This is a genomic window from Nitrospirota bacterium (assembly GCA_016214855.1).
Classification (GTDB): Bacteria; Nitrospirota; Thermodesulfovibrionia; order Thermodesulfovibrionales; family UBA6898; genus UBA6898.
The window spans coordinates 819,671-833,316 of the sequence record JACRMT010000004.1 but is presented as its reverse complement, the minus strand read 5'-3'; the positions used below and the strand labels follow the sequence as shown (position 1 = coordinate 833,316).

At 50.9% G+C, this 13,646-nt stretch carries 13 protein-coding genes; 6 read left to right on the top strand and 7 right to left on the bottom strand.

The genetic code is table 11. From position 1 onward, the window contains the following. Positions 1-30: 30 nt before the first annotated feature. The gene (locus HZB62_06210) at positions 31-3,021 is read left to right on the top strand and encodes a type I restriction endonuclease subunit R (protein ID MBI5074744.1); all 2,991 of its coding nucleotides are present in this window, start codon (positions 31-33) and stop codon (positions 3,019-3,021) included. Positions 3,022-3,114: 93 nt separating this feature from the next. On the opposite strand, the gene HZB62_06205 is transcribed toward HZB62_06210, so the two are convergent. Genes HZB62_06205 through HZB62_06190 form a run of 4 tightly spaced genes read right to left on the bottom strand, consistent with a single transcriptional unit; the run spans position 3,115 to position 5,749 of the window. Further along, the gene (locus tag HZB62_06205; protein ID MBI5074743.1) at positions 3,115-3,561 is read right to left on the bottom strand and encodes a universal stress protein; all 447 of its coding nucleotides are present in this window, start codon (positions 3,559-3,561) and stop codon (positions 3,115-3,117) included. 1 nt (position 3,562) lies between these two features. Further along, a complete protein-coding gene (locus tag HZB62_06200) occupies positions 3,563-3,979 on the bottom strand; it encodes a hypothetical protein (GenBank protein ID MBI5074742.1) in 417 nt (138 codons plus the stop codon). Positions 3,980-3,989: 10 nt separating this feature from the next. Then, the gene (locus HZB62_06195) at positions 3,990-4,961 is read right to left on the bottom strand and encodes a sulfite exporter TauE/SafE family protein (protein ID MBI5074741.1); all 972 of its coding nucleotides are present in this window, start codon (positions 4,959-4,961) and stop codon (positions 3,990-3,992) included. 26 nt (positions 4,962-4,987) lie between these two features. Next, complete coding sequence (locus HZB62_06190; GenBank protein MBI5074740.1) at positions 4,988-5,749, bottom strand: GntR family transcriptional regulator; 762 nt, start codon at positions 5,747-5,749, stop codon at positions 4,988-4,990. Between the two features lie 134 nt (positions 5,750-5,883). Between HZB62_06190 and HZB62_06185 the strand changes: the two genes are divergently transcribed. The 5 genes from HZB62_06185 (at position 5,884) to HZB62_06165 (ending at position 9,077) form a co-directional block, all read left to right on the top strand. Beyond that, the gene (locus HZB62_06185; GenBank protein ID MBI5074739.1) at positions 5,884-6,678 is read left to right on the top strand and encodes a hypothetical protein; all 795 of its coding nucleotides are present in this window, start codon (positions 5,884-5,886) and stop codon (positions 6,676-6,678) included. Continuing rightward, positions 6,675-7,442 (top strand): hypothetical protein, encoded by a 768-nt coding sequence (locus HZB62_06180; GenBank protein ID MBI5074738.1) that lies wholly within the window; start codon positions 6,675-6,677, stop codon positions 7,440-7,442. The genes HZB62_06185 and HZB62_06180 overlap by 4 nt, the downstream gene beginning before the upstream one ends. Continuing rightward, on the top strand, positions 7,442-7,741 hold the full coding sequence (locus HZB62_06175) for a hypothetical protein (GenBank protein ID MBI5074737.1): 300 nt from the start codon (positions 7,442-7,444) through the stop codon (positions 7,739-7,741). The genes HZB62_06180 and HZB62_06175 overlap by 1 nt, the downstream gene beginning before the upstream one ends. A gap of 233 nt (positions 7,742-7,974) precedes the next feature. Then, positions 7,975-8,415, top strand: coding sequence for a hypothetical protein (locus tag HZB62_06170; protein MBI5074736.1), 441 nt, complete (start codon positions 7,975-7,977; stop codon positions 8,413-8,415). A 113-nt stretch (positions 8,416-8,528) separates the two neighbouring features. Further along, positions 8,529-9,077, top strand: a complete 549-nt coding sequence (locus HZB62_06165) for a thermonuclease family protein (GenBank protein MBI5074735.1) — start codon at positions 8,529-8,531, stop codon at positions 9,075-9,077. Positions 9,078-9,158: 81 nt separating this feature from the next. Here the strand turns inward: HZB62_06165 and HZB62_06160 are convergent, their stop codons facing one another. The 3 genes from HZB62_06160 to HZB62_06150 form a co-directional block, all read right to left on the bottom strand. Further along, positions 9,159-10,688, bottom strand: coding sequence for an SDR family oxidoreductase (locus HZB62_06160; protein MBI5074734.1), 1,530 nt, complete (start codon positions 10,686-10,688; stop codon positions 9,159-9,161). Continuing rightward, the gene (folP, locus tag HZB62_06155) at positions 10,685-11,530 is read right to left on the bottom strand and encodes a dihydropteroate synthase (GenBank protein MBI5074733.1); all 846 of its coding nucleotides are present in this window, start codon (positions 11,528-11,530) and stop codon (positions 10,685-10,687) included. Before folP ends, HZB62_06160 begins: the two co-directional genes overlap by 4 nt. A 191-nt stretch (positions 11,531-11,721) precedes the next feature. Further along, positions 11,722-13,629 (bottom strand): ATP-dependent metallopeptidase FtsH/Yme1/Tma family protein, encoded by a 1,908-nt coding sequence (locus HZB62_06150; protein MBI5074732.1) that lies wholly within the window; start codon positions 13,627-13,629, stop codon positions 11,722-11,724. Positions 13,630-13,646 lie beyond the last annotated feature (17 nt).

Below are 13,646 nucleotides of genomic sequence, written 5' to 3'. Positions count from 1 at the left end.
CTTGATGGAAATGCAGGAACAGGAGGCAAACTGAACACCGACACCAGCGAAAAAGGCCTCGAAACTCTGATCATGCGTTACATGACCGGGACCGATGGCTTGGCGCCGGAGGCTGATGTCGAAAAGGCAGCTGAGCCTCATATTCCTGCCGCTGGCAGCGGTTGGTTTGCAGGGGATGCCGGCTCCTACGATCGGGCTCACGCGCTTGATCCGGTACAACTCTTTGCCTTTCTTAAGGATACCCAACCTGATGAGTTCCAAAAACTCGGTTTCGGAAATTACAAAGACACAAAGGATATTGCACGTCTGAAGTTTTTCGCTCGTTTAAGCGGTGAGATTGCCAAGCGCGGAGTGATTGACGTGCTGCGGCACGGCATCAGACATGGGGCGCTTTCTTTTGACCTGTTTTATGGCACACCGTCGCCGGGCAATGACAAGGCGGCTCTGTTATTCTCTGCCAACCGATTTAGTATTTCCCGCCAGCTTCGCTATAGCCTTGACGAAACACGCCGGGCATTGGACCTGTGCCTGTTTATCAATGGCCTGCCCATCGCCACTTTCGAGTTGAAAAATAGCCTGACAAAGCAGACAGTTGAGGATGCCATCGAGCAATACCGACGTGATCGCGATCCGAGAGAAAAGCTGTTTGAGTTCGGGCGCTGCATAGTGCATCTCGCTTTGGATGATCACGAGGTACGGATGTGCACACATCTTAAGGGCAGGGGTTCGTGGTTCCTTCCGCTCAACCAAGGGTGGAACGACGGTGCGGGTAATCCTCCTAACCCGGATGGGTTAAAGACTGATTATCTGTGGAAGAAGATTCTGACCCCGCAAGGTATCACCGACATCATAGAAAACTATGCCCAGATTGTTGAAGAGAAGAACGAGAAGACAGGGAAAAAGAGGTTAAAGCAGGTTTTTCCACGATATCACCAGCTCGACGTGGTGCGCAAACTTTTAGCCGATGTAGCGGAACGAGGCGCCGGAAAGCGGTATCTCGTCCAGCATTCTGCCGGGAGTGGAAAGTCGAACTCTATCGCATGGCTTGCACATCAGCTTATTGGGTTACGCAAGGATGAGAAAAATATATTTGACTCGGTGATAGTCATTACCGACCGGCGAATCCTGGATAAGCAGATCAAGGACACGATCAAGGGGTTTATGCAGGTTGCGTCCACTGTTGGACACGCCGCTCGGTCTGGCGACCTGAGGAATTTTATTGAGAGCGGCAAGAAGATTATCATCAGCACAGTGCAGAAGTTCCCCTTTATCCTTGATGAGATCGGGGACGAACATCGGGGCCGAAGCTTTGCCATCATTATTGACGAAGCCCATTCCAGTCAGGGGGGCAAGACATCTGCGGCTCTGAGTGAGGTGCTGTCCGATCCGGAAGACACGATCAACGATGCATTGGAAAAACGCATGGCAGCGCGCAAGATGCTCCCTAATGCGAGCTACTTTGCCTTCACCGCCACGCCCAAGAACAAGACTCTGGAGATGTTCGGCGAGCCCGGTCCGGGCGAGGAAGGCAAGATCAAGCATCATCCCTTCCACAGCTACACTATGAAGCAGGCGATACAGGAGGGGTTCATTCTCGATGTACTCAAAAGCTATACCCCAGTCGACAGTTATTACAAGCTGGTAAAAACCGTCGAGGCTGACCCGGAGTTTGATACAAAGAGGGCGAAAAAGAAGCTGCGTCGGTATGTGGAGAGTCACGCTCACGCTATCCGCTTGAAAGCCGAAATCATGGTAGACCATTTTCATGAACAGATAATCGGCATGAATAAAATCGGCGGTCAGGCACGGGCAATGGTAGTATGCAGCGGTGTCGAACGGGCCATCCAGTATTTCCATGCCTTCCGCGAGTATCTCCAGGAACGGAAAAGCCCCTATCAGGCCATCGTCGCCTTTTCCGGAGAGCATGAATACGGCGGAGCGAAGGTCAGCGAGGCATCGCTAAATGGCTTTTCGAGTAATGATATAACGGATAAGATTCAGGAAGATCCGTATCGCTTCCTCATCTGTGCGGATAAGTTCCAGACCGGATATGATGAGCCTTTGCTCCACACAATGTATGTGGACAAGATATTGTCCGGCATCAAGGCCGTGCAGACTCTCTCTCGACTGAATCGTGCGCTTGGGAATATTAAGCGCGACGTATTTGTTCTGGATTTTATGAACGACACAAAGACTATTACAGAGGCCTTTGCAGACTATTATCGGACTACCGTTCTCAGCGAGGAGACAGATCCAAACAAACTCCACGACTTAAAGATGGTGCTGGATAGCTATCAGGTCTATGCCCCTGATCAGATCGAAAAGCTTGTATCACTTTACCTTGAGGGGGCTGACAGGGATAAGCTGGACCCAATTCTCGACATATGTGTGGCGGTTTACAAAGAGCGACTCGACGAGGATGGGCAGGTGGAGTTCAAGGGCAACGCCAAGGCCTTTACCCGTACATATGACTTCCTTGCGTCGATTCTTCCATACAACAACGCAGGGTGGGAAAAACTCTCTATATTCCTGACATTTCTCATACCGAAACTGCCTGCGCCCAAGGACGAAGACCTTTCCAGGGGAATCCTCGCATCTATCGACATGGACAGCTACAGAACCGAGAAGAAGGCTGCCATGAAAATTGTACTCCCTGACGAGAACGCAGAGATCAACCCTATGCCGGTTGACGAAGGTCGCAAAAAATCTGAGCCTGAAATGGACCGGCTAAGCAATATCCTCAAGGTGTTCAATGAACAATTCGGAACTCTCTTTACCGACGGCGATCGTATTATCCGCCGGATCACCGAAGACATTGCTCCAAAAGTAGCAGGAGATCAACCCTATCAAAATGCAAAGAAGAACACGCCGAACGCTGCTCGAATTGAGTTGGACGCTGCCCTAATGCGCGTGGTCGGCCCTTTGCTGAAAGACGACACTGAATTCTACAAGCAGTTTGTTCAGAACGATTCATTCAAGAGATTTGTGACTGATATGGTTGTTAGTCTGACAGCAGGATAGAACGCAAACAGAATCTCTGCTGCGAGAGCTTATAACAAAAAAGCCCCGACGAACGGGGCTTTTTTGTTATAACAGGTTGATGTAAATATATGTTCAGCTCGGCACGACCAGTATCTTGCAATGCGCATGAGAGATAACCTTGGCGGTGACACTTCCCACAAAAAGTTTTTTCAGACCTTTTCTTCTGCCGTGCTTGCCCATTACGATCATATCGGCCTTCAGCTTCTCTGCCTCTTCGACAATAAAATGAGCGGGGTCCTCTCCCCGGTGTACTATGATGCTGACATCGACCTTCTCGCGCTCGGCGCATTTCTGCGCTGCGTCGAGGAACATCTTTGCTTCCTCGTCAGCCTTTTCTACGACCTGGGGCGCAAGCGCCTCATATTCTTCGTTCACCTCGACCACTGACATGACATGCAGTTTTGTGCCGCAAGACTTGGCAAGATTGATCGCCTCATGCAATGCCTTTTCGCTATGGAGCGACCCGTCGGTTGCGATCAGAATATTCTTGAGTCCGGTTATGGGACATGCATCTGTCATATCAGTGACCTCCTGCTTTAAGTACGCCCGACGCAGCCAGCACCAGCACGAGCACCTCGATGATGGCGAGCACTGCATAGACCGTGTCTTTCTTTTTAAAGAGGATCGGGATGATCCTTATGTAACAGAGGATCGTGACGCCTGAGAGGAAAGCGATGCCCACGAAATTGAGAAAATCTCCCTTGCCCAACAGATGGATCCAGGACCAGCCGGTATGAATGTCTGTTGCCTTGAGGTAATCCTTGACCGGCATGGACCAGTACTTCGGCAGGTCGCCTACCGGCACGTGAGGGGTGAAGATGCCGAGAACGTAGATCGTAAAGGAGATGAGGAGCATGAGCAGTCCGAGCTTCATGCCGATATTGAGAAGTTTTGCATATTCAAGCTGTTCTTCTGTTGCCTGTAATTTATCAGCCATGGTTTTCTCCCTAATTCCAGATTTCAAGACCTTTGAGCAATGCTCTCAGTCCTGCGAATGACAGCAGACCGATGACCATATACCGGATCGCTGCAGGTTTTGTCTTTGCCAGTATCCTTACGCCGACGATCGAGCCTAACATGATGCCGATGATCGAGGGGACGACCATCATCGGCAGCACTGCGCCGTTGTTGACATAGATCCAGGCAGCAGAGGTGTCGGTGATCGAAAGCAGAAATTTGCTCGTTGCAACCGAGACCTTCAGAGGTGCTCCCATCATAAGGTTAAGTACCGGCACATTGGCCCAGCCTGCACCGAGACCGAACATGCCTGCCATCACGCCGATGATAATGAAGGTTGCAAGCCCCTGAGGTGTCCTGTGGATCTGCCAGTTGATGTTTTCGCCTAATGAAGGTTCGTAATAGACGCCGCTGATCCTGAGAGCTGTTGAAAGGTTGTCCGGCTTCTGTACATCAGGATATTCTGACTTCTTTGCCATGAGCATGATAGCCACAATACCGAGGATCGTGCCGCCGAGAGCGATATTCACCACTTTCGCCGGCAGTGCAAGGCCGATCATGGCGCCGACTATGGCGCAGGACGATGCGATCAGCGCAACAGGCAGGGCGAGTCTGAGATCAGCCATGCCTTTTTTCAGAAGACCGGGGCCTGCGGCAAGTGCACCGGCAAGGGCAACCAGAAGGCCTGCTCCTCTGACAAAGTCGATATGGAACGGGAAAAAGCCTCCTATGATCGGAACAAAGAGCACGCCGCCGCCGACGCCCCCTAATACAGCCACGATACCCAGAACAAATGTTACGACGAACAGAAGCAGTGGCCACCCCCACCACGGCATGGATGACTGAACTGCCGCCGGTGCTGCTGCCACCGGTTCGGTCGATGCCATTACAGAGCCGGCCAATACAAGAAAGCCTGTAATAACCAGCAGTAACAGCACTGTTTTTACGTTTTGCTTTACCATTAAACCTTCCTCCTTTATCATGATTTTTATCTTATCCTTTCAAATTCTGTCTGAAACTTGTATCTGTCGCTGCGGCCGATGAAGCGGGTGTACCCAACCGGCGTACTGTCTGAGCTGAGCAGGAGTCTGTGGACTGCAAGCGCAGGGACGCCCGGTTGAATATCAAGATATTTTGCTGAGCTTTCGTCAACATTCAGGATTTCGACGGTTTGGATCATCTTGAAGATCTTCATGACCGCCTTTTCCTGCAGGATGGCGTAGAGCGAGGCATTGATGATGTCAATGCCTTCTATGCCCGGAAGCATGGGATACGGAACATATGACTCATCCAGATACGCAGGATTGCTGTTCACAATACGTCTGCAGAGAAATTGGTATATAGGGTCGCCGGTTCTTAGATATGCCTTGACCTCTGAAGGAGGGTCAATAGTGCCTTTATAGAGCAGCTCTTTCGTGACCTGCACCTCTTCGCCGAACATCTCTTCTGTGAATCGGGTCCTCATGGCAAGACCGACGACAGGCATAACGCTGGTAACAAAGGTGCCCTTGCCCTGGATCTTCATCAGATAACCGTCTGACGTGAGATTATTTATAGCCTGACGAACGGTGATCTTGCTGATATGATAGGTTTTGCTGAGCTCATCCTCTGAAGGTATCCTGTCGTTGAGCTTCCAGTTGCCTGAGCTGATCTGGTCAAGGAGTATTCTCGTGAGCTGGATATAAAGCTTCTCCTGGTTGAAGCGGTCAACTGTTTTATTTTGTAACGCATGCGTTGCATCGTGTAACATAACAACATATTATTATAATGATATGTTGTTGTCAAGCTATTTTCCGCTAATTCCTGATAACTTATAACAAAATAAGCTTGAACGAAGGTCTGATCTGGAGTATTATGAGTCATATTCTATTGTTCGGAGGGGTTATGAAACGTTTTTTTGCAGTAATCATGATCATTGCTGTAACGGTCGGCCTTGCCCTTGCCCAGGGCGGCGTTAAGAAAAAGAGGCCGCAGCCGCCCGAATACGGCAGAGTTATAATTGCAAACAACTCTGAAAAGGCAGGCTTGGCCCCGGTTGTCTTTGATCATTGGGTCCACCGCTCGCAATTCACCTGCAGACTCTGCCATGTGGATATCGGGTTTGCGATGAAGGCCGGGCAGACCGGCATCAAGGCTGCCGATAATATGAGGGGCTTTTACTGCGGGACCTGTCATAACGGCAAAATGGCGGTCAGTGACCGAAAGGTCTTTGAATCCTGCGCCAAGGTGATACTGAATCAGGGCACATGCGACCGCTGTCATTCTCAGGGCAAGACTGTCAAGAAGCAGTATGATTTTTATGCCTTTACCGAAAAATTTCCGAAAGAGCGGTTCGGCAACGGTATCAACTGGGAAAAGGCAGAGGAGGAGGGCCACATCAGGCTCATAGACTTTATCGAGGGGGTCTCGATCAAACGGAAGGCGCTGACGGTGCAGAAGGACTTTTCGCTCAATCCCAAGGTTGCCCAGATGCCGGAGATCATCTTCTCGCACAAGAAGCATACGGTCTGGAACGGCTGCGAAGTCTGTCACCCGGAGATCTTTGTCGGGGTCAAAAAGGGAGAGACAAAGTATTCCATGCCCGAGATATTTAATGGAAAGTATTGCGGTGTCTGCCATATCAATGTCGCTTTCCCCTTACTGGACTGCCAGCGATGCCACACCAAACAGGTTTCATGAGATACGCACTGCTATTTTGCATCCTTGCGGCGCTTGTCCTGCCAACAGGTCTGATGGCTGCGGGCAACTCGTGGTGGACCTTCCCCAATGCCCTGCCGAAGGAGGAATACGGCAACATTCTGATCAGCCGGACATCTGAGAAGAACGGCGTGAAGCCGGCTGCATTTTCTCACTGGGTTCATCGCAGGAAGCATACCTGCAGGGTCTGCCATTTCGAGCTTGAATTCAATATGAAGGTGAATACGACCGAGATCACCGAGGCGGCCAACAGATCCGGCCGGTACTGCGGAGCGGGCGGCTGCCATGACGGCAAGGTCGCTTTTGGCCATCAGGACAAGGCTGACTGCGAGAAGTGCCACAACAATAACAGGGGATACGGCAAAGAGCGGTTTCAGGAGCTTACGAAGACATTGCCCAAGACCGGCCTGGGCAATGGCGTGAACTGGAGACGTGCCATTGATAAGGAGCTGATAGCACCGCTCCACTACCTCACGCTCAAGCCTTCGGATGTCTCCTTTGACAAGAATCTTGAGCTTGCGGCAAATTGGGCCAATATACCGCCAGCTGTTTTTTCGCATAAGGCCCATATCAAGTGGCTCGACTGCAACAACTGTCATCCGGACATATTCAATATCAAGAAAAAGACCACAGAGCATTTCGCTATGGATCGAAATCTGAAAGGAGAGTTCTGCGGAGTTTGCCACCTGACCGTGGCATTTCCGATGAACGACTGCAAGGCATGTCATCCCGGCATAAGACAGTAATGAACCATTTCGTTTTGCACAAGGCAATAATGGCCCTGGTGGTCGCCGCTGTCCTTTGCTGCGGTGCGGCTGCCTTTGGTCAAGACGACTGGAAGGCAGAGTTCGATGATATCTGCGCAAAGACCGATCAGGCCATGACACTTCCGAAGGAGGAGCTTGTATCTCTCGTTGAGCGATGCGATAAGCTCAAGTTAAGGATAGAACAGCTTGAGGAGACTCAGAAAAAGGTCTATTTGAGAAGACTGCAGCTCTGCAGAAATCTGTTTGCCTTCACGATCGATACCCTCAAGAATAAATGACGCAGCGCTGCCGGGAGCATATGCTCCCGGCGAGCGGGCAGGTATCAGGCGGTATCAACTGTTCTCCTGCACGTTTCCTCTATTAGCAGATCTGCTTTACAATATTCCCCCTTATTTGCGGTCAGCATTCCGCCCACATCAATCGTCAATAATAGCCCTTTCATAATTGATTCATAATTATAAGATAAGCTGTATCTGCAATTAATACTATATGCGAAAGGAGGTGAATCAGGATGAAAAAGATGTTATTCGTACTTGTGGGATTAAGTGTATTGCTTTTAGCTGCAGTAGCTTTTGCGCGTCCGTGGGGTATGGGCCAGAATACAGGAACTATCTCGGCTGAGCAAAAACAGTTCTTTGATGCAACAAAGGATCTGAGAAAAGAGATGCATGACAAAAGGTTCGGGCTGATGGAACTTTACAGGTCAGGCGCTGATCAGGCCAAGATCGATGCTCTGGAGAGCGATATTGATGCTCTTCGTGCAAAGATCCAGGCGAAAGCGGCTGAATTCGGTATGGCCGGAGGTCCAGGAGCCTGCGGGAACCAGCAGGGTGCCAACTGTAATATGGGTCAGGGCCGTGGCCAGGGAATGGGCTGCAATGGCAATGGACCTTGCGCTAACCAGCAGGCCAATGCGGGCTGCGGAAAAATGGGCAGATGCGGACAGCAGTAATGAGCCATTGCGTTCAGGTGTTACAGGGTGGGCTGTTTTCCACCCTGTAACCTTCAGATCATCCGGGTCTCCGGCGATTCTTATTTATTCCATGAAAGAATTATACTAACAGCATGACAAGGAAACAGGTAAAGGTCTTTTCGATAGCGCTTCTTGCATTGAGTGCCCTGCTTTATGGATGGCTGGCAGAGAATGCTGCGGAGGCGAAGAAGCGTGATGAAAACAACGCTGTATACATTGAAAAGATCCTTGACGGCGATTCGGTCGAGGCAAATGTTCGCGGCAGGAAAGAGCAGATCAGATTGATCGGCATTGATGCGCCCGAGCTGAGCCAGAAGCCTTGGGGAAAGCGTTCGAAGAAATTCCTGGAAGAACTGATCTCAGCATCCGGCTGGCAGGCACGCATCGAATATGATGTTGAGAAACGGGACAAATACGCCCGGGTCCTTGCCTATCTCTGGAGCCGTGACAATAAGCTGATCAACGAGGAAATGCTTCGCAATGGGCATGCAGTGCTTTTTACTCTTCCACCGAATGTGAAGCACAGTGACCGCCTGGCATCTGCCCAGGTGATCGCGCGGGAGAATAAACGCGGCATCTGGGGCAAGGGCGGTCTGAAGCAGCTTCCTTCGGATTACCGCAAAGAACACCCGAGGAAGTGAATGACCCAACACTTCAGGGACGTTGTTGAATTAGTTGACTTGTTGCTGCCATTCCCTTGCGGGCAGATAGAACGCTTCTCTCTACCAATCGATAGGGAAATAATCTTTCAGAAATTTGCCGGACCAGTGCTTGCCGGTCAATATCCCGTCAAAGAAGGGATCGCAGACCCGGGCGGCTCCATCGACAATATCCAGGGGCGGCTGGAAATCATGAACCCTCTGTTTCCATTGCGAGAGCTCAAGAGGATCTTCGTCCGTCACCCATCCGGTATCGACTGCATTCATATAGATGCCGTCCCTGGCAAGATCCTCCGCTGATGTGTGCGTCAGCATATTCAGGGCTGCTTTGGCCATATTCGTATGGGGATGGCGTGGATCTTTCCTGAATCTGAAGAACTTGCCTTCCATGGCGGTCACATTCACAATATGCTTCTGCCCGGTATGATCACGCCTCATAAGATCTGCCAATCTGTTGCATAAGACAAACGGTGCCACAGAATTCACTAACTGCACTTCGAGCATTTCTGCTGTCGGTATTTCGCCCAGACGCAGACGCCAGCTGTTCGTCCTGCGCATATCCACCTGCTGAAGATCAGCATCCAGCCTTCCTGGCGGAAACAGTTTTTCAGACGAGAGGGTATTATCGTGGCTGTACGGGACCTGCGATAACCGCGCAGACTCACGCAGTCCTATCCCGGGGTTCTGATTATGCCAAGAGACCGGAAGTGATGCGCTCTGGCCGTCGTGATCCTTGTAAAGGGTTCTGATCTGATTTTTGCAGTGTTCATGGTCAGCAAGAAGTTTTGAAGCCTCCTTAGAGAGAGCATTCAGTCCTTTATTTTCATTTTCCATAAGATGCGCATAAAAACCTGCGGGCCTTCTTACGGTCTGGGCCGCATTATTGATCAATAGATCAAGCCTGCCATAGTGCTCTTCTATATAGCTCGAAAATATTTCAACGCTCGGAATATGCCTCAGGTCAAGACCATGTATATGCAGCCGGTCTCCCCACGCGGCGTATCCTTCCTCCCGGGAATACCTGCTTGCCGCATCAACAGGAAATCTGGTTGTTGCTATCACGGTAGCGCCGGCACGCAGCATCATCAGAGCTGCCTGATAACCTATTTTAAGGCGTGAACCGGTGATCAATGCGACCTTCCCATGGAGAGGAGCTGTCTGAAAGCGTTTCCGATAATTCAGGTCGCCGCATTTCCTGCACATGGTGTCATAAAAAAAGTGCAGTGTCGTAAACTCTTCCTTACAGACATAGCAGTTGCGCGGTGAATTCAGCTCCTCGCTTTTTGCAGAGGCTCCCTCAGGATTGAATTCGATCTCAGCGGGTGCAGTATATACCTCGTCAGTTCGCGCATTACGGATGCCAGTCGTATTCCTGGCGCGCCGGTCTTTTTCGAGCCTGGTCAGGCCCTGTAGCTTCTTGACAGCCTTATTTCTCTTCTTTGCTTCAGCTCTGTCAGGGCGGGATAGCTCCCCTGCCGCTTTCATGAGTGAGATCCTTTGCCTTTCCGGCAGCCTGGCAAGCTGTCCCGAATCGTTCGTAAGATCTTCGAGCAGGGCAAGGCATCTCTCAATTTCTTCAGCAGAGTGTTTCACGCAGCCTTTTCCCTTTTGATCGCATCAACGACCTTTGCCACCCTTGCCATTTCCTTTACATCATGCACACGGATGATATTGGCGCCTTTCATGATCGCAACAGCAACTGATGCTGCTGTGCCCTCGAGCCTGTCTGAGGCAGGGACGCCGCCGAGAAGTTTGCCCAGAAAAGCCTTGCGGGAAGGGCCGACGAGGAGCGGTTTTTCAAGAAGGGTGAACTGCTCGAGATTGTTCAGGATCTCGAGGTTATGGTCAAAGGTCTTGCCAAAGCCGATCCCGGGATCGAGGATCATCAGTTCGTCAGGGATCCCGAATTTTCTCGCCAGCCGTATACTGATCCTGAAGTAGTCCATGATCTCCGGGATCAGGGCATCATACACGGGGTTTTGCTGCATCTCTCTCGGCCGTCCCTTGATATGCATGATGACTACCGGGACTCTATAGTGAGCGATGACCTTCGGCATTTCAGGATCGAATCTCAGTCCGCTGATATCATTGACGATCGAGGCGCCTGCAGCAAGGGCCTGTCGGGCAACCTCGGCTTTGTACGTGTCGATCGAAATGGGCACTGTTACTTTCTTTGCGAGTTCCTTGATGACCGGTATGGTGCGTCTGAGCTCTTCTTCAAGGGACACCGGCTCAGCGCCGGGCCGTGTTGATTCTCCGCCGATATCCAGAATGTCAGCACCATTATTGACCATTCTGATCCCCTGTTCTACGGCTGCAGACGCATCAAGGTGAAGGCCGCCGTCCGAGAACGAATCAGGCGTAATATTGAGAATGCCCATGACATGGGTTTTACTCGAGAGGTCCAGGTCATAGCGCAACCAGGAAAGTTTCATAAAATCTCCCCTTGCCCCTCTTTGTCAAAGAGGGGTATTTCCCCTCCCTTTAACAAAGGGAGGAAAGGAGGGATTTTAAAATTAAATGTCTTCATGCGCGTGAAATTTTTAGTAAGCGTCATTATAGGACATGTTTCAAAAAAGAACGGCGGGAACCAGTCCCGCCGTTCATAAACGTCTTGATCGTGCTGTCAGGCCAGACCGGTGCAGCTCGTGTCTCCGCATTCAGCAGCCTGAGACTCTTTCGGCTTGTGGACCAACGCAATCATGGCATCAATATCAGGGCCGTCCATCGTCTCTATTTCGAGGAGCTTCCTGGCAAAGGCCTCAAGGATATCGACATTTTTTTCAAGGAGTCCTTTTGCAACCACATAGGCCTCTGACACGAAACGCCTTACCTCATCATCGATATCAACAGCTGTCTTTTCGCTGTAATCCTTATGCTGGCCCATCTCCCTGCCGAGGAAGATATGCTCTTCTTTCTTGCCGAAGGTGACCGGGCCGAGTTTTTCGCTCATGCCCCACGAGGTCACCATTTTGCGCGCCAGGTCAGTGGCCCGTTCGATGTCATTGCCTGCGCCGGTCGTCATCTGGTTCAGCATGATCTCTTCAGCAGCCCTGCCGCCCAGCAGCACATAGAGCCTCTTCATAAGATAATCCTTCGAATAGGTATATTTGTCATCCATGGGCAGCTGCTGAGTAATGCCAAGCGCACGGCCGCGGGGAATGATACTTACCTTATGCACTGGATCGGTCCCCGGCGTGAGCTTAGCCACCAGCGCATGACCTGCCTCGTGATAGGCAGTATTTTTCTTCTCCTCATCGCTGATGATCATGCTTTTTCTTTCGACGCCCATCAGGACCTTGTCTTTCGCCGCCTCAAAATCATCATTCTCAACCGTTGTCTTGGATACCCGGGCAGCGAGTAAGGCAGCCTCATTTACGAGATTGGCAAGATCAGCGCCGGAGAAACCGGGCGTGCCCCGGGCAATTTTATCAAGATCGACATTCTCGCTGAGCGGGATCTTCCGGGTATGCACCTTTAGTATCTCAAGTCTGCCCTTGACATCAGGATGAGGCACGACAACCTGGCGGTCGAACCTGCCCGGTCTCAGCAGCGCAGGGTCAAGCACATCCGGCCTGTTCGTTGCCGCAATAATAATGATCCCCTCATTTCCTTCAAATCCGTCCATTTCGACGAGGAGCTGGTTGAGCGTCTGCTCCCGCTCGTCGTGGCCGCCGCCGAGACCTGCACCCCTGTGCCTGCCGACCGCATCGATCTCGTCAATGAAGATGATGCAGGGGGCACTTTTCTTTGCCTGTTCAAAAAGATCGCGCACGCGGGATGCGCCGACACCCACGAACATTTCGACAAAATCAGAGCCGCTGATGCTGAAGAACGGCACGCCTGCTTCGCCGGCGATTGCCCTTGCCAGCAGGGTCTTTCCTGTTCCCGGAGAACCGACAAGCAGCACGCCCCGGGGAATTTTTCCGCCCAGTTTGGTGAATTTGTTCGGGTCTTTCAGAAAGTCGATGATCTCCTGGACCTCGGTCTTTGCCTCGTCCACGCCTGCAACATCAGCGAAGGTGATCTTTACCGATTTTTCCGAAACAAGTCTTGCCTTCGATTTTCCAAAGGACATTGCCTTGTTGCCGCCGCTCTGCATCTGACGCATGAAGAAGATCCAGACAACGGCTATGAAGATGATCGGCCCCCAGGTGAAGAAAAAATTAACATACCATGGGCTTTGGTCCGCAGGTTTGACCGTAGTTTTTACTTTAAGGGCTCTGAGGCTCTTGTATACTTCAGGGTCATCAGGGAAATAGACCTTGAATTTCGTCCCATCTTTCAGCCGGCCGGTGAGCAGCCGCTCGCTTTCCTTGATGACGACCTCTTCCATCTGGCCTTCCTCAAGTTTTGTCGTGAACTCGGAAAAGATCATTTCTTCCTGTGTTTTCTTTGGCGTATTAAGCAGATTAAAAAGCAGTATGATCATGATGCCGATCAAGAGCCATATAAATAGACTTCTGTAAGCGTTCAAAGTCACCTCCGTAAATTCTGCATATTTTACCACAGGGGAAGACTTAATTTCAGCCATAGAAATGGGTGTGAAAA

Bases quoted from the DNA above. Each gene is read 5' to 3' on its own strand.
- HZB62_06205 (MBI5074743.1), bottom strand. From the start codon at position 3,561: ATGACAGATGCATGTCCCATAACCGGACTCAAGAATATTCTGATCGCA.
- HZB62_06200 (MBI5074742.1), bottom strand. From the start codon at position 3,979: ATGGCTGATAAATTACAGGCAACAGAAGAACAGCTTGAATATGCAAAA.
- HZB62_06195 (MBI5074741.1), bottom strand. From the start codon at position 4,961: ATGGTAAAGCAAAACGTAAAAACAGTGCTGTTACTGCTGGTTATTACA.
- HZB62_06190 (MBI5074740.1), bottom strand. From the start codon at position 5,749: ATGTTACACGATGCAACGCATGCGTTACAAAATAAAACAGTTGACCGC.
- HZB62_06185 (MBI5074739.1), top strand. From the start codon at position 5,884: ATGAAACGTTTTTTTGCAGTAATCATGATCATTGCTGTAACGGTCGGC.
- HZB62_06180 (MBI5074738.1), top strand. From the start codon at position 6,675: ATGAGATACGCACTGCTATTTTGCATCCTTGCGGCGCTTGTCCTGCCA.
- HZB62_06175 (MBI5074737.1), top strand. From the start codon at position 7,442: ATGAACCATTTCGTTTTGCACAAGGCAATAATGGCCCTGGTGGTCGCC.
- HZB62_06170 (MBI5074736.1), top strand. From the start codon at position 7,975: ATGAAAAAGATGTTATTCGTACTTGTGGGATTAAGTGTATTGCTTTTA.
- HZB62_06165 (MBI5074735.1), top strand. From the start codon at position 8,529: ATGACAAGGAAACAGGTAAAGGTCTTTTCGATAGCGCTTCTTGCATTG.
- folP (MBI5074733.1), bottom strand. From the start codon at position 11,530: ATGAAACTTTCCTGGTTGCGCTATGACCTGGACCTCTCGAGTAAAACC.
- HZB62_06150 (MBI5074732.1), bottom strand. From the start codon at position 13,629: ATGGCTGAAATTAAGTCTTCCCCTGTGGTAAAATATGCAGAATTTACG.